Here is a 19,458-nt window from a genome sequence, read left to right on the forward strand (position 1 = left end):
TCACTCGCCGGGGTCATCGCTTTCGGGAAACGGCCGCACCGGCGTGCCGGTATAGGCCCACAGCCACTCGCGCGGCAGCGGCCCCTTGTTTCGCTCGGCCTGCTGCGACTGCTCCCAAGCATGCGCCAGGATGCCGACCGAGCGCGACAGCACGAAAAGCCCTCGCGTCAGCGGCGGCGGAAAACCGAGTTCGCCATAGATGACGGCGGTGGCGCCATCGATGTTGAGCGGTATTTTTTTCCCCTTGCGGCGTTCGACGTCAGCCTCGATCGCAGCGGCGATGTCGGCGAAACGTCCATTGACGGCACCGCGTGCGGCGAATTCGCGGATCAGTTCCAGCAAGCGCGGCGCGCGCGGGTCGACGGGATGGAAGCGATGTCCGAGTCCCGGCACATAGCCCTTCTCCTCGGCGAAGAACCGGTCGAGCCGCGCCGAGACCGCCTCATTCAGCGTCATCCCGGCATCGATCGCCACGGCAATGTCACCATAGAAGGAAAGCGCCTGCTCGCCGGCGCCTCCATGCACGTCGCCGAGAACGTTGATGGCCGAGGCCATGGCGCTGTTGATACCGACGCCGCAGGTTGCAGCCATGCGCGCGATGGCGATCGATGGCGCCTGCGGTCCGTGGTCGACGGCGGCACCGAGCGCAATGCCGAGCAGCGCGGCCTGATCCTCGCTGGGCAGTTCGCCGCGCAGCATCAGCCAGATGACAGCCGGGAAGCTGACGCGGCCGATCAGATCCTGGATCTCATAGCCGCGCAGCCGGATGACACCAGGCCGCATCTCGATGATGTCGGTCTGCCACCATTCCTCGCCGCGCTCACGGCCTGTCTCCTTCTCCGTGCCGCTCATGCGCTTGCCTTTGTGTTGACGCGCGGTGGCAGGTCGGCGAACACCTCGCCCATATGTTCGCCGAGCGCCGGCGGCGGCTTTGTCGGCAAGGGCGCCTCCCCATCGACCATGAAGCCGCCGCGCAGAACGGTCAGCGGTTTGTCCATACCAGCCACATCGTCGAAATTCGCGGTCACCTGGCGTTCGAGGACTTGCGGCTCGGCCAGCACTTGCGGGATCGTCAGCACCCTGCCGGCAGGCACGCCGGCGCGATTGAGCATCTCTTCCCAGGCCGCAGCCGGCGCGCCCGCCAGGGCGTGCTCGATCTCGACTTTAAGCGCCGCACGGTTGCGCTTGCGCGTCTCGCGCTCGGCAAAGCGGGCATCCAGGGCCAGTTCCGGCCGGCCGATCAGCCGGCACAGCGTCACGAACTGTTCCTGCTTGTTGGCGGCGATATTGATGAGCCCGTCGCCGGTGCGAAACGCACCGGAGGGTGCCGCCGTCATGTTCTCATTGCCCATCGGCTTGGGGTCGATGCCTGCGGTCAGATAGTTGGAAACCGGCCAGCCAAGCGCGGAAAGTGTGCATTCGAGCATCGAGACGTCGAGAAAGGCACCCTCGCCGCTCGTCTTCTGCCGCACCAGCGCCGAGGCGATGGCGAACGCGCCGACCAGTCCGCCAAGCGTGTCGGCCACGGGATAGCCGACCCGCAGCGGCGCCGTTTCCGGTGTGCCGGTGATACTCATGATCCCCGACAGGCCCTGGATTATCTGGTCATAGGCGGGATTGTCGCGCATCGGCCCGGTCTGGCCGAAACCCGATATCGCGCAATAGACGAGGCCTGGACGCACCGTCTTCAGCGCCTCGTAGCCAAGCCCCAGCCGATCCATCACGCCCGGGCGGAAATTCTCCACCAGGGCATCGGCGCTGGCCACCAGATCGAAAAAGCGCTCGCGATCGGCTTGCTTCTTGAGGTCGAGCACCACCGACCGTTTGCCGGCGTTCTGCGCCAGGAACGATGCGCCCATGCCGGCGCTGTTCAGCTTTGGCGAGCCGCCGAGCTGGCGGGCCAGGTCGCCGCCTTGCGGCGCCTCGACCTTGATCACATCGGCGCCAAGCAGCGCCAGCTGATAGGCGCAGTAGGGACCGGCCAGCACATTGGTCAGGTCAAGGACGCGGATACCGGAAAGCAGTTCTGTCATGGCATCATGGATCGATCAGGCATCGCCGGGCACATGCTCCGGTCCGCGCCGACGCCGATGCTCGATGAAGGCCCAGATATGCGGGCCGGCGAGGCCGATGAAGGCGAGCGTCAGCAGCGTCAGCGACAGCTTGTGGGTGTAGAACACCGACCAGTCGCCATTCGAGATGGTCATCGCCCGGCGGAACTGGGTTTCGGCGAGCGGCCCAAGGATCATGCCGATAATGACAGGCGCGGTCGGGAAATCGAACCGCCGCATCAGGAAACCGGCCGCTCCCAGCAGATAGAGGATGACGAGGTCGATGGGCGACTGCGAAATACCATAGGTGCCGACCGTCGCGAACACCAGGATGCCGGCATAAAGCTGCGGCGCCGGGATTTTCAGCAACCGCACCCACAGCCCGATCAACGGCAGGTTGAGGATGACCAGGATGACGTTGGCGATGAACAGGCTGGCGATCAGCCCCCAGACGAGATCGCCCTGGGTCGTGAGTAGCAGCGGTCCGGGATTGATTCCGTAGCTCTGGAAGGCCGACAGCATGATCGCCGCGGTCGCGGAGGTCGGCAGGCCAAGCGTCAGCATAGGCACCAGCACGCCGGCTGCCGAGGCATTGTTGGCGGCCTCGGGGCCGGCAACGCCTTCGATGGCGCCGACCGTGCCGAACTCCTCCTTGTGCTTCGACAGCTTCTTTTCGATGGCGTAGGACAGGAATGTCGGGATCTCGGCGCCGCCGGCCGGCATGGCGCCGATCGGGAAGCCGATAGCAGCGCCGCGCAGCCACGGCTTCCACGAACGCCCCCATTCGGCCGCCGTCATGTAGAGCGAGCCCTTCAGCGGCACGATCTCGTCCTTGCCTGCATAGCGGCGCGAGGCCATGTAGAGCGTCTCGCCGACGGCAAACAGGCCGACCGCGGCAATGATGACATCGACGCCATCGAGCAGTTCGTTCGTGCCGAACGTGAAGCGCGGCTGGCCGGTCTGCAGGTCGACGCCGATCATGCCGATGACGAAGCCGGCGAACAGGCTGGTCAGGCCGCGCACCGACGACGAGCCGAGCACCGCCGAAACGGTGATGAAGGCCAGCACCATCAGCGAGAAATATTCGGCCGGACCGAAGGCCAGCGCGAATTTGACCACCACCGGCGCCAGGAAGGCAACGCCCATCGTGCCGATCGTGCCAGCGACGAACGAGCCGATCGCCGACGTGGCGAGCGCCGCACCGCCACGGCCGGAACGCGCCATCCTGTTGCCTTCCAACGCAGTGACGATGGTGGCGCTTTCGCCGGGCGTGTTGAGCAGGATCGACGTCGTCGAACCGCCGTACATGGCGCCGTAGTAGATGCCGGCGAACAGGATGAAGGATGCCTCCGGCGCCACCTGATAGGTGATCGGCAAAAGCAGCGCGATGGTCAGCGCCGGCCCAAGACCGGGCAGCACGCCGATGGCGGTGCCAAGCGTGGTGCCAAGCAGGCACCACAGAAGGTTGACCGGGGTGAAGGCGACCGAGAAGCCATGTGCGAGATGTCCGAGCGTTTCCATGGCGTCAGCCCCTCAACACGGTGATGAACGCATCGATGACCGTGTTCAGCTGGTTCTCGATGAAACCGGCACCGATGTTGACGCCAAGCGCCCTGGCGAAGCCGAAATAGGCGGCCAGCGCCAGGATCAGGCCGAGCACTGCGTCACGCAGTGTGCGCTTGCTGCCGAAGCCGTAGCAGACCAGAACGAACATAATGACCGAGGCGGCGGTAAAGCCGAGCGGCTGGATCAGCACCAGGTTTGCCACCAGCCCGATAACGACGATGCCCATCGCCTTCCAGTCGGTCGGCGTTTCCTTTTCTTCCTCCGGCTGCCAGCCGCCGCGCAGCGCTGCGAGGATAAGCAGCAGCGAAAGCACGATCATGCCGGTCATGGTGATATAGGGAAAGACGGTCGGCCCGACCTTGGAATAGAGCGGCGACACCGGGATCGCCAAGGTCTGCCAGGCTACGGCCCCGGCGCAGGCGAGAAGCCCGACGCCGATCAACAATTCGGGCATGGCAAGGCGCGGCGCCGCCGCCTGAGGGTCGCTGGTGCTCATCGGTGTCCTCCCAAGGTGGCCGGCATCCTCCAGCCGACCGCATCCGCAGTTTCGCCGCATCATATGTCCATGCGGCAGGCGAGATGGGAAGGGGGCGGCACTCTAACCGCCCCCTGAAGACATCAGGCGAGGCCGAGATCCTTGAGGATCGCGGTGATGCGGGCCGTGTCCTCGGTGAGGAATTTTGCGTAGTCGTCGCCAGTCAAAAGGATGGGCGTCCAGTTGCGGTTTTTGCACTCGGTTGCCCATGCATCGCTCTTGGCCATGGTCTCGATCATTGTGACCATCGCCGCCTTGTCGGCGTCGGAAATGCCCGGCGGTGCGAAGACGCCGCGCCAGTTGAACAGCTCGACATCGATGCCGGCCTCCTTCAGCGTCGGCGCATCGATGCCGTCCTGGCGCTTGTCTGCCGAGATGGCGAGCAGCCGCAGCGCGCCCGCCTTGACCTGCTCGGAGAACTCGCCAAAGCCGGAGATGCCGGCCGCGACCTGGTTGCCGAGCAGCGCCGACAATGCCTCACCGCCGCCGGCGAACGGCACGTAGGACAGGTTTGTCGCCGGCACGCCGACCGTCTTGGCAATCAAGCCGAACAGGATGTGATCCGAACCGCCGGCGGAGCCGCCGGCGACGGGAACTTTTGTCGGATCGGCCTTGAGCGCGGCGACGAAATCAGCGGCCGTCTTGAACGGCGACTCCGCCGGCACGACCAAGGCCTCGAACTCGCCGGTGAGGCGGGCGATCGGGGTGACTTGCGTCAGATTGTTCGCGGCCTTGTTGGCAATGATGGCGCCAACCATGACCATGCCGGCAACCATCAGGGAATTGCCTTTGCCGTTCCACTGGCTGATGAATTGCGGCAGCCCGACAGTGCCGCCGGCGCCGCCGACATTGGTGATCTGCGAACCCGAGATGAGCTTTTCACTGCGCAGCACCTGGTCGATCGTGCGCGCCGTCTGGTCCCAGCCACCACCGGGTGCGGCAGGCACGAAGAGCTGTATCTGGGGCGCGCCTTCGGCGAAAGCGGGAGAAAGATGCGACGTCATCAGCCCGGCACCCACGGCTGCGGTGCTCATCAAAAATCTGCGTCTGTTCAGCATGGGGATTCCTCCAAATCACGACACCTCCTCCGGTGCCCGCCAAAACGCGCCTGCATCCAGACCCGTCATCGATTTCAAGCAGATGTTACGGAGTTCTGTCAACGGAAACGATATTCTACTGGACAGAACGATTTGGCGGCGCGACAGAGTCGCGTGCTCGGCTTTCTTCAAATTGGAACCGCCATGGACTCGCCAAGCAAATCGGCAAATGGGGAAATAGATCGCACCTCGGCGGACGGTGTTGCCGCGCTTGATCGGGCCATTGCCATCCTCGATGCCTTCACCACGGATGACCGGTCGCTCAGCCTGGCCGAAATCGCGGCGCGCACCGGCCTCTACAAGAGCACCATCCTGCGGCTTGCGAATTCTCTTTTGCGCGGACGATTGCTCGAGCGCCTCGACAACGGGCGCTACCGCGTCGGACCCGCGACCTTTCGGCTCGGTGCGCTCTACCAGCGTTCGGTCGTGGCGGTCGATATCCTGCTGCCGATCATGCGCGATCTTTCCGAGCGAAGCTGGGAGAGCGTTGCCTTCTATGTTCGCTCGGGCGATGTCCGCACCTGTCTCTACCGCGTCGAATCCAAGCACCCGATCCGCTACACGATACGCGAAGGCGACGTATTGCCTTTGCTGCTGGGCTCGGGCGGCCGCGTGCTCGCAGCGTTTTCGGGCCAGCAGGGCGAACCCTACGAGACCATCCGCAAGACCTGCAACTGCCTCGCCGTGGGCGACCGGGACCCCGAGACGGGGGGCGTGTCGGCGCCGGTGTTCGGCCCAGGAGGCGTCCTGCTCGGCGCCTTGACCCTGGCTGGGCCCAGCACGCGCGTCGACGCGGCATTTCTGCAGCGCATGAAGCGTCCGCTGCTCGAGGCGGCGGCCCGCGCCACCCGCGCCTTCGGCGAGGACGCCTCCATGCTGGAGCGGGCAAGCCTGGCAGCGGACGCCATGCCGTAGAATGCGTCCCGGTTGGAAGGCTCGCTCCGATCAATTTGACCAGAACCACACGGCGGTTCTTGGCGGGGCCCGCCTCGTCATCATTGCTGGCGACAGGCGCCATCATGCCGGCGCCGGCAGCGGGCAGCCTCGCCGCTCAGGTCACCGCGCCAGCAGGATTGTCGGAGTGTCATGATAGGTGGTCTTCACCACTTCCCGGTAACCGCACTTGGCAGCCACCCTCAGCGAAGCGCCGTTTTCCGGATCGATGATGCAGACGGTCTTCTCGCGCCCGAAAATCACTTCGCCCCACGCCAGGACGCGGGCAACCACCTCGGTGGCGAAGCCCGCCCCGTGCACGGCCGGAACCAGCGCCCACCCGGCCTCGGGAATGCCTTCGATCGATGGTTCCATGTCGCGCTTCAGATCGTGAAACCCGGCCTCGCCGATGAAGCGCCCGGTCGCCTTCTCCTCGATCGCCCAGAAGCCATAGCCGAGCAGCGACCACAGGCCGGCGTGACGCAGGAAGCGCATCCAGCTCTCTTCGCGCGTGCGCGGCTTGCCCCCGATGAAACGGGTGACCACTGGATCGGTCCACATCGCGGCATAGGCGTCGAAATCGTCCAGCCGGTGTGCCCGCAGGATGGTGCGCTTCGTTTCGATGACAGGGGCGCTGGTCGCTTGTGGATTGTTCATGGGATCTGCCTCGCACGGATCGCCAGCGCTTAGCAAATCGCCGGTGCGGCGCAAGGGGCCAGGGCAACACGGCCCATCCAGGCGCCGCTATGGGAATTTTGTGAGACGGTGTTATTTTTCACGGCAGGCTGATTCAACACCTGCCAGCGCGACCTTTTTCAGGCGCGCATTGGCGCCGTCAAACCCAGGGAAAGAGCATGGACACCACCGATCTTGTGCTTGCGACCTTCCATCATCTGCTGGTGTTTTCGCTGGCGGGAATCATCGGCGCCGAATTCGCCCTGATCCGCGGCGATCTGGGTGCTGCGACGCTCAAGAGGCTCGCCGGCATCGACCGCCATTACGGCGTCATCGCCGCGCTGATCATCGTCGTCGGCATCGGCCGCGTCTTCTATGGCCTCAAGGGCTGGGAATTCTACGTCTACAACTGGGTGTTCTGGGCCAAGATAGCGGCGTTCGGCGCTGTCGGCCTGCTGTCGATCATCCCGACCGTCCGCTTCATATCCTGGAACAGGCAGGTGAGCGGCAATGCCTCGTTCCAGGTGCCGGCGGCCGAGCTTGCGTCCGTGAAGACTTACATCCGCGCCGAAGCTTTCATCTTCCTGCTGATCCCGGTCTTTGCCGCGGCGATGGCGCGCGGCTACGGCTACTAGGATGGCGATCATCAGCAGTTTGCCGCTTGAGTCCGGTTGCAATCTGTTAATTTGCGCTAGTTGTTGCTCCATCTGCAGGGTGTTGAGAGGACCCCGCGCAGCGGTTGGAGATTTACGTATTGGGAGGAGATCACAATGAGAAGATTTGTCGCCACTCTGGCTGCTGCCGCGGCCGTCACGCTTTATGGATTCACTGCCGGCGCGCAGACCTATCCTGAACGCACCATCACCGTTGTGGTGCCGTTTGCGGCCGGTGGCCCGACCGACACGGTCACGCGCCTCGTCGCCGAAGCCATGTCGAAGGATCTCGGCCAGCAGGTCATCGTCGAGAATGTCGGGGGCGCCGGCGGCACGCTGGGTGCCGGCCGCGTCGCCAACGCCGAGCCTGACGGCTATACGCTGCTGCTCCATCATATCGGCATGGCGACAAGTGCGACGCTGTACAGAAAGCTCGCCTACGACACGCTGAACGCCTTCGAATATGTCGGCCTCGTCACCGAGGTGCCGATGACCATCGTCGGCCGCAAGGACCTGGAGCCGACCGATCTCAAGGGATTGGTGGAGTACGCCAAGGCCAACAAGGATTCCATAACCGTCGCCAATGCCGGCATCGGTGCGGCCTCGCATCTGTGCGGCATGCTGTTCATGAGCGCCATCAAGACGCCGCTGGTCACCGTACCCTACAAGGGCACCGGCCCGGCCATGACCGATCTCCTCGGCGGCCAGGTCGACATCATGTGCGACCAGACGACCAACACCACCAAGCAGATCCAGGGCGGCACCATCAAGGCCTATGCCGTCACCTCGCCGGAGCGCCTCGATGTGCTGAAAGACGTGCCCACGACGGTGGAAGGCGGCCTTCCCGAAGTGCAGGTCGGCATCTGGCACGGTCTCTATGCACCCAAGGGCACGCCGGCCGGGATCACCGAACGCCTGTCGAAATCGCTGCAGGTCGCGCTGAAGGACCAGAACGTCGCGGCCCGCTTCGCCGAACTCGGCACCAAGCCGTCGCCCGAGGCCGATGCGACGCCCGCCGCACTGAAGGCCAAGCTGGAAAGCGAGATCGCGCGCTGGAAGCCGATCATCGAAGCCGCCGGCCAGTACGCCGACTGAGGTTTGAACAGGGGCGCCACCAGCGCGCCCCTGTTCGCTCGGCATCCGCTAGCCACTGCGGGCTTGGGAGAACCATCATGAAACCTTTCGCGATCGACAGGGCCAACGGCCTGTGCGCCGCCCTGTTCATCGGTTTCGGCGCATGGTTCGCGCTGCAATCGCTCGGCCTCGAAATCGGCACCGCCTTGCGCATGGGTCCAGGCTATTTTCCGCTGGTCCTGGCGATCGTGCTGATCCTGCTTGGCGCCGTCATTCTCGTCCAGGCCTTACGCGTCGGGGGCGAAGCAATCGGGCATATTGCGTGGCGCGGCATGCTGCTCATCCTGCCTGCTCCGATCTTCTTCGGCCTGACGGTGCGCGGCCTCGGCTTCATCCCGTCGATCTTCCTGACGGCGTTGATCGCGTCGTTTGCCAGCCGCCGCATGAAGCCGGTGACCGCGCTCGTGCTGTCGGCCGGCCTGACATTGTTTGCGTACCTCGTCTTCAGCTACGCGCTCGGCCTGCCGTTCCGCCGCTTCGGCCCGTGGCTGGCCCCATGGTTGGTGTCGTGAGGCGATGAGCATGGATCTGCTCGACAACCTCGCGCTCGGTTTTTCGACGGCGACGTCGCTGACCAACCTCGGTTTCTGCCTGATCGGCGTCCTTCTCGGCACGCTGATCGGCGTCCTGCCCGGCATCGGCGCCACCGCGACCATCGCCATGCTTTTGCCGATCACCTTCCAGATCGGCGACCCGGTTTCCTCCCTCATCATGCTCGCCGGCATCTATTACGGTGCCCAATATGGCGGCTCGACCACCGCCATTCTCATCAACATGCCGGGCGAATCCTCGTCCGCCGTCACCGCGATCGACGGCTACCAGATGGCCAGGAACGGCCGCGCCGGAGCGGCCCTCGCGATCGCGGCCATCGGCTCGTTCTTTGCCGGCACGGTGTCGACGTTCCTCGTCGCCATCTTTGCCCCGCCGCTGACGGCGATCGCGCTGAAATTCGGCGCGGCCGAGTATTTTTCGCTGATGATCGTCGGCTTGGTTTCGTCCGTCGCGCTCGCCCACGGCTCTATTGTCAAGGCGCTGGCCATGGTCGTGCTCGGCCTGCTGCTCGGCATTGTCGGCACCGACATCTACACCGGCACGCCGCGCTTCACGCTTGGAATCCGGGAATATGCCGACGGATTGAATTTCGTTGCGGTGGCGGTCGGCGTCTTTGGCGTCGCCGAGATCCTGCGCAACCTCGAAAACGAGGATGAGCGTTCCGTGATGATCCGCAAGGTCACCGGCCTTATGCCGACCCGCGAGGACTTTCGGCGCATGGCAGCGCCCATCGTGCGCGGAACAATCATCGGTTCGGCGCTCGGCATCCTGCCGGGAGGCGGCGCGATCCTGGCAGCTTTTGCGTCCTACACGGTCGAAAAACGCGTCTCGAAAAACCCGCAGGAGTTCGGCAAGGGCGCCATCGAAGGCGTCGCCGGACCGGAATCGGCCAACAATGCCGGTGCGCAGACCTCCTTCATCCCGATGCTGACGCTCGGCATTCCAGCCAACCCGGTCATGGCGCTGATGATCGGCGCCATGATCATCCAGGGCATCGTGCCCGGCCCCAATGTCGCGACCGAACAGCCGGCGCTGTTCTGGGGCATCATCGCCTCGATGTGGATCGGCAATCTGATGCTGATCATCCTCAACCTGCCGCTGATCGGGCTTTGGGTGAAGCTGCTGACGATCCCCTACTACGTGCTTTTCCCGATCATCATGGCGTTCTGCTCGATCGGCGTCTACAGCGTCAACAGCAACGTCTACGACCTCTACGCCGTCGCCTTCTTCGGCTTCCTCGGCTACCTCCTGACCAAGCTGCGCTGCGAACCGGCACCGCTGCTGCTCGGCTTCGTGCTCGGCCCGCTGCTCGAGGAAAACCTGCGCCGCGCCATGATCCTCTCGCGCGGCGACCCAAGCACCTTCGTGACGAGACCGATCAGCGCCGGCCTGCTGCTCATCGCGCTCGCCGTGCTCGTCATCGTCTTCCTGCCGGCGGTCAAGAAAAAGCGCGAAGAGGTGTTTGTGGAGGAGAGTTGAACTACGTCGTCGTTCCGCTTCGGTCCTGGATCTCTTCGACAGGATCGAGCGGTGCGATCGGCACCAGCGGTGCTGGCACATCGGTCGTCTTGACCTCGGCCTTGCAGATGTCGGCGATGACGCAGGCCGGGCAATCCGGCTTGCGCGCCTTGCAGACGTAGCGGCCATGCAGGATCAGCCAGTGATGTGCATGGCGCATATATTCGTCCGGAATGATCTTCAACAATCCCTGCTCGACCTGTTCCGGTGTCTTGCCGGGCGCCAGCCCGAGCCGGTTGCCTATGCGGAGAATGTGCGTGTCGACCGCCATCGTGTGCTGGCCGAAGGCCATGTTGAGCACGACATTGGCTGTCTTGCGCCCGACCCCGGGCAGCTTGACCAATTCATCGCGACTGTCGGGTACCTCGCCGCCATGGTCGCGGATCAGCGCCTGCGACAGCGCAATCACATTCTTCGCCTTGTTGCGCCACAGCCCGATGGTGCGGATATATTCGCCGACCCTTGCCTCCCCCAGCGCCAGCATCTTGTGCGGCGTATCGGCGGCCTTGAACAGCGCCCGCGTCGCCTTGTTGACGCCGGCATCCGTCGCTTGCGCCGACAGCACCACCGCGACCAGCAGCGTGAAGGCGTTGACATGTTCGAGCTCCCCCTTCGGCTCGGGCCGCTGGACGGAAAAGCGCCGGAATATCTCGTTCACTTCGGCCGGGCTGTAGCGTGACGCGCTTCGCACCGGCCGCGGACGCGGCTTGGCGTTCGACCCATCGCGTCGTGCGGGCAACAGCTCTTTTTTGGACAGGGAAGAATCTTTGGACTTGGGACTTGCCATTTCCCTCCTATAATATCCCCTCATGAGCGACACAAACGCCTCGTTTCAGGCCGACGAGCCATTCTTTCAGGCGCTACTCACCCCGCACCGGTCTCTGGGCCGGACAGGCTTCTTCATCCTGATGGGCGCGCTGCTGTTCGGCTGGCTGGTGACAGGCGCGTTTTTCCTGTCGCGCGGCGCCTGGCCGGTGTTCGGCTTCTTCGGCCTCGACGTGGCCGCCGTCTACATCGCCTTTCGCATCAACTATCGTGCCGCTCGTGCCCGCGAAGAAGTCTCGGTCTCGCGCACCAGCCTCGACATCCGCAAGACAGCCCCCTCGGGGAAATCGGAAGCGCATCGCTTCAATCCGTTCTGGGCGCGGTTTTCGGTGGCCCGTCACGCCGAGATCGGCATCACAGGGATGACGGTGGAAGGCCAAGGGCAGAACGTGCCGATCGGATCCTTCCTGGACCCCGATTCCCGCGAGAGTTTTGCCACCGCCTTTTCGCGGGCGCTGGCGACCGCCAAGGCACGCTGAGCCAGCCACGAGCGACTCCAGGGCTCGAATCCTGTGTCCATCTGGGTATGCGCCGCAAGAAAGCAAGTTTCGGGTGGCGATCGACGCCCCGAGGGGCGATATTCCGGCTCAAGGAGACAGTTCCATGAGCACACACACCGCGGTCCTCAAAAAGGACATCACGCCTGAAGGCAGCGACTACGAAATCGTGCGCCGTGCCATCGAGAAGATCAGTCTCGACTATCGTGATCAGCCTTCCCTTGAAGAACTGGCCGAGGAGGTCGGCGAGACGCCAACCGGCTTGCAAAAACTCTTCACCCGCTGGGCCGGCCTGTCGCCCAAGGCCTTCCTGCAGGCGGTGACACTGGACCATGCGCGCAGGCTGCTCGATTCCGGCATGCCGCTGCTCGAGACCTCGTTTGAACTGGGCATGTCCGGCCCGGGCCGGCTGCATGACCTGTTCGTCACGCATGAGGCGATGTCGCCGGGCGACTACAAGACACGCGGCGCCGGGCTCATCATCCGCTACGGCTTCCATTCCTCGCCGTTCGGCACCGCCCTGATCATGGCCACCGAGCGCGGACTCGCCGGCCTCGCCTTCAGCGACCCCGGCGAGGAACGCGCCGCCTTCGCCGACATGTCCAGCCGCTGGCCGAACGCCATTTATGTCGAGGACATGATTGCTACCGGCCCCTATGCCGCCCGTATCTTCGACCCGGCGCTGTGGCGCCCCGACCAGCCGCTGCATGTCGTCATGATCGGCACCGACTTCCAGGTTCGCGTCTGGGAGGCGCTGCTCAAGATCCCGATGGGTAAGGCCCGCACCTATTCCTCGATTGCGGCCAGCATCGGCGCACCGTCCGCCAGCCGTGCGGTCGGTGCGGCCAACGGCGCCAATCCGCTCTCTTTCGTGGTGCCTTGTCACCGCGCCATCGGTAAATCAGGCGACCTCACCGGCTATCACTGGGGCCTGACCCGCAAGCGCGCCATTCTGGGCTGGGAAGCCGGGCAGGTATCGTAATATCGGTTTTTTTCGATATTAGGAAGAAAACCATGGGTATGCCGGCGTTATTAAGTAAGCGCGATTTCCACTGTGGTTTTCGCCTTTGCAACCGAGGACAACCTCCGGTTCCTGTAATTGTTATTTTGAGCCTTTATTTTAGGTAACTCTAAATTAACCACGATAAAGTGATGATACCCCATGTTAATCCGGACGATCCGGCTTGATAGGAGGTCCCGATGACGTTGTTTCGCGCCGTCTGCGGCGCAGCTCTGCTGGTTGCCAGCATCGACGAGGCCGCGCTGGCCACGACGCAGAATGTCATATTCAATGGTACGATCGCGCCCACCTGCACACTTGTCGTTGCCACCAACGGCACGATGACGGCCAGCCCCGATCTCCAGTCCCTCAGTTCGCACAACAGCGGCGGCTCGGCTGGAACCGTGACGCTGACGACGACCGGAGGTGTGTCGCTGAGTGTCGACCCGGTCACCACCATGACGGTGCCATCGGCAGACAGCACGTCGACGACCTGGACGCCCACCTACTCAGCCGCCGGCGCGCATGCGATCGGTGAGACCGGCTCGGCAAGCAGCATCACCACCCCCGGCGCCGACCTCGTTTCGGTCCACCTCGCCGGCACCAAGGGCGGCAGCAATCGCTTCGCCAACGGCAATTATCAGGCAACGGTAACGCTGCGCTGCGAATGACGCGAGCGAAGGAGGGGGTCGTGAAACATGCTCGAATCCTGGCGACGGCACTGGCCGTCGGATTGGCGCCCATTGCCGCCAAGGCCCAGTCGATGTCGCCGATGCGTGGCGAGATCAACAGCTTCACCGATGTCTTCGCGGTTCGCGTGTTCCCCGCCAATCCCTACGACCGGAAGATCCGGGTCGAAATCCACGTCTACGATCAGGATTTTCAGCCGGTAGATGCCAGAATCTCTCCAAATGTCTTCCAGCTGGCTTCCCAGGCCTCCCGGTCTGTCCTCGTGGTTGTGCCTTTTGACGGCGCCACCGAGCGTAAAGTGCGTATCTGTACCGAAAGCATCCCCTTTCCCAATCAACAGACGCAGATAAGGGCACAGATATGCGGAAAGTTTTTTGGGCGCCGCAAATCCTGACATTCGCGCTCGCGGCTGCGTCGGCGGCTATCTCGCCGGTACTGGCCGAGGATGTCTACAACCTCAATCAGAACGAGAGCGGCTTCAACCTGCCCGGCGTCACCTTGCCTCAGGGCCAGGACGAGGTCCATGCCGCGGACGGTACCACTTGCCGTTCCGCCGTCTCCGGTTCCGGCGCTTATGTCGATCTCGGCGTTATCAGAGGCAACAGCCAGTCGGACAACAGCGTTGCCACCTATGGTCGGGTGGTGATCCCGATCGGGCGCACGCCGAAGCGCGTCGATTGCAGCCGTCTCTATGAGCTTGAGGTCGAGCGCCTGCAGTTGGAACTGAAGCTCCTCAAGATGGGCCTCGGCGCCGACGGCCAGACGGCGAGCATGGCTGCCAGCACTTCTACGGCCGCGTCACCGGGGTGGGCCAACGAAGGCTGGAGCATCAGGACCGGAAGTGGTGATGGCAAGAAAAAGAAGAAGCAGTAGTCGCGCGCTGCTTGCGATGGCAGCACTTGCCGGTTCCTGCCTTCCGGTGCAGGCGGCGATCATCGGCACCTGCACCATCATGGTCGGGGCGTCCGGAACGATGAAGGCCAATCCCGCCATCAGCATACTGGGCTCCAAACAGGCAGGCGGATCGAGCGCCAGCGCCACCGTGGTGGCAAGCTCCCTGTTGTGCTCGATACTTAATTTGCTTGACTGCTATTCGGTTTCGGCGCCGGCGCCTGCCGCATTCTCGTCCGCGCCGAGCGGCGGCGGCACCAACGTGACCTTCGCTTCGGTCTTCCGCCTCGATGGCTCGGGGGCAGATGTCAACGGAAGTGTGCCGCAGAGGGTTGCCAACGGCACCCACACGATGCAGGTCGACCTCACCGCCACCAGGTCGAGCGGTATCTTTCCCGCCGGCAACTATCAGGGCACGGTCACCCTGCGCTGCGAATAAGGCCACGACACCCCAAATCGGGCTGGACCATGCGCGTGGTCTGGCAAGCCGCGGCCTTACAGGTTAGCTTCCGCGCAATCGGAACGACCTGGGTTCGCTTGGACGCACAAGGATGCTCCGACATTTGAATTTGCGTTGCCAGGAGGCCTTGCTTGATTATCGTCATCGGTTCGATCAACCTCGACCTTATTGCCAAGGTCGACCGCTTGCCTAGCCCCGGCGAGACGGTAGGCGGCTCGGCCTTCACCACCGCGCCCGGGGGCAAGGGCGCCAACCAGGCGCTGGCCGCCGCACGCGCCGGCGCCTCGGTGCGCATGGTCGGCGCCGTCGGCAGGGACAGCTTCGCCGCCGAGGCACTGGCATTGCTGCGCGACGGCAAGGTCGACCTGTCCGGCGTTGCCGAGACTCACGCCTCGACCGGCACGGCACTGATCATGGTCGCCGACGACGGCGAGAACATCATCGCCGTGGTGCCGGGCGCCAACGCTTCCGTAGTGCCCGGCGATCTCTCCAAGGCCTTTCTGAAAAAAGGCGCCGTCGTGCTGCTGCAAAATGAGATTCCGCTGGGCACCGTCGATGCCGCCCTCGACCAGGCAAGGGCGGCCGGCGCCATCACCGTGCTCAACACCGCCCCTTTCCAGGGGCAGGCAGCCGGCTTTCTCGACAAGGCCGACTATGTCGTCGCCAACGAAACCGAGTTCGACCTCTACGGCGAAGCGCTGTCGCTGCAAGGCCGCGACCGGGCGGCCCGCATGCGCGACTTTGCCGGAAAGACCGGCCGCACCGTCGTCGTCACGCTCGGCGGCGACGGCGTGATGGCGGCGACACCGAGTGATTTCCTCACCGTTCCGGCACGCAAGATCACCCCTGTCGACACGGTCGGGGCCGGCGATACGTTCTGCGGCTATTTCGCCGCCAGCCTGTCGTCGGGCCTCACGCTCGAACAGGCGCTGGCGCGCGCCGGCGCGGCCGGCTCGCTGGCCTGCCTGAAGCCTGGCGCCCAACCGGCGATCCCGCTCGCCAAAGACGTCGATCAGGCGCTGCAGGAAACCCGTTAAAATGCTGCGTCCTCAAACGAAGCATGCCGTGCCGCCGGCAAGCGACATCTGCCGCCTTTCCGCGGTCGAACTCGCCCGCGCGATCCGGGAGAGAGAGCTTTCCGTGCGTGAGGTGGTGGCGGCATTCCTCGATCGCATCGAGGCGGTCAATCCGCTGGTCAACGCCATCGTCTCCTTGCGCGATCGCGCCGATATCCTGCGCGATGCCGATGCGGCCGATGCCAGCCTGTCGCGAGCCGAAGCGGCAGGTCCGCTCTTCGGCCTGCCGATCGCCATCAAGGATCTCGCCTCGACCACGGGCCTCAGGACCTCCTTCGGCTCGCCGATCTTCGCCGATTTCGTGCCGCAGGAAGACGACTTCTTCGTCGAGCGCATCCGCAATGCCGGCGCCATCATCATCGGCAAGACCAACGTCCCCGAATTCGGGCTTGGTTCCAACACCTATAATGCCGTGTTCGGGCCGACGCTGAACGCCTTCGATCCGGCCCTGACCGCCGGCGGCTCGAGCGGCGGCGCGGCGGTGGCCCTGGCGCTCGACATGGTGCCCGTCGCCGATGGCAGCGACTTCGGCGGCTCGCTGCGCAACCCGGCCGCCTGGAACAATGTTTTTGGCTTCCGCCCGTCGCAAGGACTTGTTCCCGGCGGACCCGATTTCGAAGTCTTCCATGCGCAGATGGGCGTCGACGGGCCGATGGGCCGCAACGTCCGTGACATGGCGCTGCTGCTCGATGTGCAGGCCGGTTACCACCCGCACGCGCCATTGTCCTACGAGAAACCCGGCTCGTTCCTCGAAGGGCTTGGAATACCGGCAACTGGTGGCCGCATCGCCTGGCTCGGTGACCTCCACGGTCATCTGCCGGTTGAAACAGGCATTCTCGGCCTGTGCGAGGCGGCACTTGGCCGCTTTGCGGAAGCGTCCTTCACGACCGAACCCCTGCTGCCGGATTTCGATTTCGAAGCGCTGTGGCAGGCCTTCGTGACGCTGCGCCAGGCCAGCAGCGGCTGTGCGCTCAAAACCCACTATGACGATCCCGCGAAGCGCCGGCTGCTCAAGCCGGAAGCCATCTGGGAAGTGGAGAACGCCATGCGGCTGACGGCGCCGCAGATCCGCGCCGCCTCCGTGACCCGTACATCGTGGCATCGCATGCTGCTGTCGATCTTCGACCGCTATGACCTGATTGCGCTGCCGACGGCGCAGGTCTTCCCCTTCGACATGGGCACACATTGGCCCCGTGAGGTCGCCGGACGCGCAATGGACAGCTATCACCGCTGGATGCAGGTTTCCGCCTTCGCGACCTTGGGCGGCTGCCCGGCAGTCAACGTGCCGGTCGGCTTCGACGACAAGGGTAGGCCGATGGGCATGCAACTGATCGGGCGGCCACGCGGCGACCTCGCCGTGCTGAAGGCGGCGGCCGCCTATGAGGCAACGCTGCCCTGGCCGGCCGGCGCCTGAATCGGGCGGACTGGCGTGTCGCAGGGCGCCGCGTAACGGCTTGCACCGGCTGCGCTGCTATGCATGATTATCATCGGTTGCGCCGCATCGGCGGCATTCCTGGGGAAAAACCATGTCGCTGGAACTCTACGCTGCCTATGTCCTCGCTTGCATCGTCATCATCCTGGTGCCCGGTCCGACGGTCACGCTGATCATCGCCAACAGCATTCGCCATGGCTCGCGCGCCGGCCTCGCCAATGTCGCCGGCACGCAGGCCGGGCTTGCCGTGATGATCGCCATCGTCGGCATCGGCCTCAACACGCTGATCGCAGGCATGGGCCACTGGTTCGAGTGGGTTAGGCTGATCGGCGCGGCCTATCTGATCTGGATGGGTGTGCAGATGTTCCGTTCCAAAGGCACGCTGAACGCCGATGGAACGGCCAGGAAACCGCGCGGCGGCTTCTTCCTGCAGGGCCTGCTGGTGGCGCTCAGCAACCCCAAGACGTTGATCTTCTTTGGCGCCTTCTTTCCGCAGTTCATTTCGCCGCAAGGCAACTACTCGCTGCAGATCGCCATCATGGGCCTGACCGCCATGATCTTCGCCGCCTTCTCGGATTCGACCTATGCGCTGGCCGCCGGCCGCGCCGGGCGCCTGTTGTCGGCCGGCCGCATAAAACTTTTGTCGAGGATCAGCGGCAGCTTCATGGTCGGCGGCGGCCTGTGGTTGGCGTTTTCAAAGGCGAAGTAAGGTGCGCCTCTTCCCTCGCCCCGTTTACGGGGAGAGCGTGGTCGCGAAGCGATCGGGTGAGGGGCAACGCCGGGTCTGCAGACAAAATATTAACGTTTGTGCCGCCCCTCATCCCCCTGCCGGGACCTTCTCCCCTTAAACGGGGAGAAGGGAAGCTTTTAAAGCCGCCCCAGCCTCTCCACCAGCAACGCGAAAAACCCATCATGGTCGATGTCGCGCATCACCATGGCGTTCTTCGGCCGCTTGGTGACGCCCCACCAGTCGATCACGGTCATCCCCATGGTCAGTTCCGAGGCGGTTTCCACGCTGACGTTGCAGTTGCGGCCCTTGAACAGGTCCGGCTTCAACAGATAGGCGATGACGCAAGGGTCGTGCAGCGGGCCGCCGTCGGTGCCGTATTTCTCCTCGTCGAAGCGCTCGAAGAACTCCAGCATCTCGGCGGTGGCGGTGCCGACCTTGGTGCCGAGCGCGCGGAAGGTTTGCGTGCGCTTGGCAGTGGTCAGCGCCTTATGGGTGACATCGAGCGGCATCATCACGATCGGGATGCCGGATTTGAGCACGACATCGGCGGCCTGCGGATCGACATAGATGTTAAATTCGGCGGTCGGGGTGACGTTGCCGCCTTCGAAGAAGCCGCCGCCCATCAGCACGATTTCCTTGATGCGTGGTGCGATGCGCGGCTCGCGGATCAGCGCCAGCGCAATGTTGGTGAGCGGGCCGAGCGCGCAAAGCGTGATCGTGCCGCTTTCTTCGCTCATCAGCGTCTGGACGATGAAATCGACCGCGTACTGGTCCTGCAGCTTCATCGTCGGTTCGGGCAGTTGCGGTCCGTTGAGACCGGTCTTGCCATGCACTTCCTCGGCGGTGACCAATTCGCGCATCAGGGGCCGGATGGCGCCGGCATAGACCTTGATGTCCGGACGGTCAGCCAACTCGCAGATCTTGCGGGCATTCTTTTCGGTAAGCTTCAGCGGCACGTTTCCGGCAACGGCTGATATGCCGACGATCTCCAGTTCGGAGCTGCCGAGCGCCAGCAATATGGCGACGGCATCATCCTGACCGGGATCCGTGTCGATGATGATCTTGCGTGACTGGGGCATTTCAATTCCTTGTTTGGCGAGGTCGTGGGCTTGAACCGATCCGATCGAAACATCCAAATGACGC

Annotated in this window: 22 protein-coding genes; 14 read left to right on the top strand and 8 right to left on the bottom strand. The window is 64.1% G+C overall.

Annotated features, from left to right (window positions below):
• From NKI21_RS22255 to NKI21_RS22275, 5 genes are all read right to left on the bottom strand, one after another.
• On the bottom strand, window positions 1–852 hold the full coding sequence (locus NKI21_RS22255; RefSeq protein ID WP_352867338.1) for a citryl-CoA lyase: 852 nt from the start codon (window positions 850–852) through the stop codon (window positions 1–3).
• On the bottom strand, window positions 849–2,033 hold the full coding sequence (locus NKI21_RS22260; RefSeq protein ID WP_023812559.1) for a CaiB/BaiF CoA transferase family protein: 1,185 nt from the start codon (window positions 2,031–2,033) through the stop codon (window positions 849–851). Before NKI21_RS22260 ends, NKI21_RS22255 begins: the two co-directional genes overlap by 4 nt.
• Window positions 2,034–2,048: 15 nt before the next feature.
• Window positions 2,049–3,572 (bottom strand): tripartite tricarboxylate transporter permease, encoded by a 1,524-nt coding sequence (locus NKI21_RS22265; protein WP_023812558.1) that lies wholly within the window; start codon window positions 3,570–3,572, stop codon window positions 2,049–2,051.
• A gap of 4 nt (window positions 3,573–3,576) precedes the next feature.
• Window positions 3,577–4,113 carry a tripartite tricarboxylate transporter TctB family protein gene (locus NKI21_RS22270; protein ID WP_023812557.1) on the bottom strand — a complete coding sequence of 179 codons (537 nt, stop codon included), beginning with the start codon at window positions 4,111–4,113 and terminating at the stop codon, window positions 3,577–3,579.
• A 122-nt stretch (window positions 4,114–4,235) separates the two neighbouring features.
• A complete protein-coding gene (locus tag NKI21_RS22275) occupies window positions 4,236–5,210 on the bottom strand; it encodes a Bug family tripartite tricarboxylate transporter substrate binding protein (RefSeq protein ID WP_128303197.1) in 975 nt (324 codons plus the stop codon).
• Between the two features lie 183 nt (window positions 5,211–5,393).
• Here NKI21_RS22275 and NKI21_RS22280 point away from each other — a divergent pair, with 183 nt between their 5' ends.
• Window positions 5,394–6,164 carry an IclR family transcriptional regulator gene (locus tag NKI21_RS22280; protein WP_023812555.1) on the top strand — a complete coding sequence of 257 codons (771 nt, stop codon included), beginning with the start codon at window positions 5,394–5,396 and terminating at the stop codon, window positions 6,162–6,164.
• Between the two features lie 141 nt (window positions 6,165–6,305).
• Here NKI21_RS22280 and NKI21_RS22285 read toward each other — a convergent pair whose 3' ends face one another.
• Entirely contained in the window at window positions 6,306–6,839 is a 534-nt protein-coding gene (locus NKI21_RS22285) for a GNAT family N-acetyltransferase (RefSeq protein ID WP_352440876.1), read from the bottom strand.
• A 197-nt stretch (window positions 6,840–7,036) separates the two neighbouring features.
• Between NKI21_RS22285 and NKI21_RS22290 the strand changes: the two genes are divergently transcribed.
• From NKI21_RS22290 to NKI21_RS22305, 4 genes are all read left to right on the top strand, one after another.
• Entirely contained in the window at window positions 7,037–7,492 is a 456-nt protein-coding gene (locus tag NKI21_RS22290; protein WP_352867344.1) for a DUF2214 family protein, read from the top strand.
• A gap of 135 nt (window positions 7,493–7,627) precedes the next feature.
• Window positions 7,628–8,605: a tripartite tricarboxylate transporter substrate-binding protein gene (locus NKI21_RS22295; RefSeq protein WP_352440873.1), complete on the top strand. Its 978-nt coding sequence runs from the start codon at window positions 7,628–7,630 to the stop codon at window positions 8,603–8,605.
• Window positions 8,606–8,682: 77 nt separating this feature from the next.
• The gene (locus NKI21_RS22300; protein ID WP_352867347.1) at window positions 8,683–9,156 is read left to right on the top strand and encodes a tripartite tricarboxylate transporter TctB family protein; all 474 of its coding nucleotides are present in this window, start codon (window positions 8,683–8,685) and stop codon (window positions 9,154–9,156) included.
• 10 nt (window positions 9,157–9,166) lie between these two features.
• Window positions 9,167–10,675 (top strand): tripartite tricarboxylate transporter permease, encoded by a 1,509-nt coding sequence (locus tag NKI21_RS22305; protein WP_023812550.1) that lies wholly within the window; start codon window positions 9,167–9,169, stop codon window positions 10,673–10,675.
• A 1-nt stretch (window position 10,676) separates the two neighbouring features.
• Here NKI21_RS22305 and nth read toward each other — a convergent pair whose 3' ends face one another.
• On the bottom strand, window positions 10,677–11,501 hold the full coding sequence (nth, locus tag NKI21_RS22310; protein ID WP_128303201.1) for an endonuclease III: 825 nt from the start codon (window positions 11,499–11,501) through the stop codon (window positions 10,677–10,679).
• Between the two features lie 22 nt (window positions 11,502–11,523).
• Between nth and NKI21_RS22315 the strand changes: the two genes are divergently transcribed.
• From NKI21_RS22315 to NKI21_RS22355, 9 genes are all read left to right on the top strand, one after another.
• Window positions 11,524–12,018: a DUF2244 domain-containing protein gene (locus NKI21_RS22315; RefSeq protein ID WP_352440870.1), complete on the top strand. Its 495-nt coding sequence runs from the start codon at window positions 11,524–11,526 to the stop codon at window positions 12,016–12,018.
• 124 nt (window positions 12,019–12,142) lie between these two features.
• A complete protein-coding gene (locus tag NKI21_RS22320) occupies window positions 12,143–13,018 on the top strand; it encodes a methylated-DNA--[protein]-cysteine S-methyltransferase (RefSeq protein ID WP_023812547.1) in 876 nt (291 codons plus the stop codon).
• Between the two features lie 218 nt (window positions 13,019–13,236).
• Window positions 13,237–13,707, top strand: coding sequence for a hypothetical protein (locus tag NKI21_RS22325; protein WP_023812546.1), 471 nt, complete (start codon window positions 13,237–13,239; stop codon window positions 13,705–13,707).
• A 20-nt stretch (window positions 13,708–13,727) separates the two neighbouring features.
• A complete protein-coding gene (locus NKI21_RS22330) occupies window positions 13,728–14,120 on the top strand; it encodes a hypothetical protein (protein WP_352440934.1) in 393 nt (130 codons plus the stop codon).
• Window positions 14,087–14,599 (top strand): hypothetical protein, encoded by a 513-nt coding sequence (locus tag NKI21_RS22335; RefSeq protein ID WP_352867353.1) that lies wholly within the window; start codon window positions 14,087–14,089, stop codon window positions 14,597–14,599. The genes NKI21_RS22330 and NKI21_RS22335 overlap by 34 nt, the downstream gene beginning before the upstream one ends.
• Window positions 14,574–15,056 carry a hypothetical protein gene (locus NKI21_RS22340; RefSeq protein ID WP_023812543.1) on the top strand — a complete coding sequence of 161 codons (483 nt, stop codon included), beginning with the start codon at window positions 14,574–14,576 and terminating at the stop codon, window positions 15,054–15,056. Before NKI21_RS22335 ends, NKI21_RS22340 begins: the two co-directional genes overlap by 26 nt.
• 152 nt (window positions 15,057–15,208) lie before the next feature.
• On the top strand, window positions 15,209–16,114 hold the full coding sequence (locus NKI21_RS22345) for a ribokinase (protein ID WP_352867356.1): 906 nt from the start codon (window positions 15,209–15,211) through the stop codon (window positions 16,112–16,114).
• A 1-nt stretch (window position 16,115) separates the two neighbouring features.
• Window positions 16,116–17,567 (top strand): amidase, encoded by a 1,452-nt coding sequence (locus NKI21_RS22350; RefSeq protein ID WP_352867359.1) that lies wholly within the window; start codon window positions 16,116–16,118, stop codon window positions 17,565–17,567.
• 112 nt (window positions 17,568–17,679) lie between these two features.
• A complete protein-coding gene (locus NKI21_RS22355) occupies window positions 17,680–18,294 on the top strand; it encodes a LysE family translocator (RefSeq protein ID WP_292633974.1) in 615 nt (204 codons plus the stop codon).
• 158 nt (window positions 18,295–18,452) lie between these two features.
• On the opposite strand, the gene NKI21_RS22360 is transcribed toward NKI21_RS22355, so the two are convergent.
• Window positions 18,453–19,394, bottom strand: a complete 942-nt coding sequence (locus NKI21_RS22360; RefSeq protein ID WP_352440864.1) for a nucleoside hydrolase — start codon at window positions 19,392–19,394, stop codon at window positions 18,453–18,455.
• Between the last annotated feature and the right edge of the window lie 64 nt (window positions 19,395–19,458).

The organism is Mesorhizobium sp. M0715 (genome assembly GCF_040320355.1).
In the GTDB taxonomy this organism is placed as follows: domain Bacteria; phylum Pseudomonadota; class Alphaproteobacteria; order Rhizobiales; family Rhizobiaceae; genus Mesorhizobium.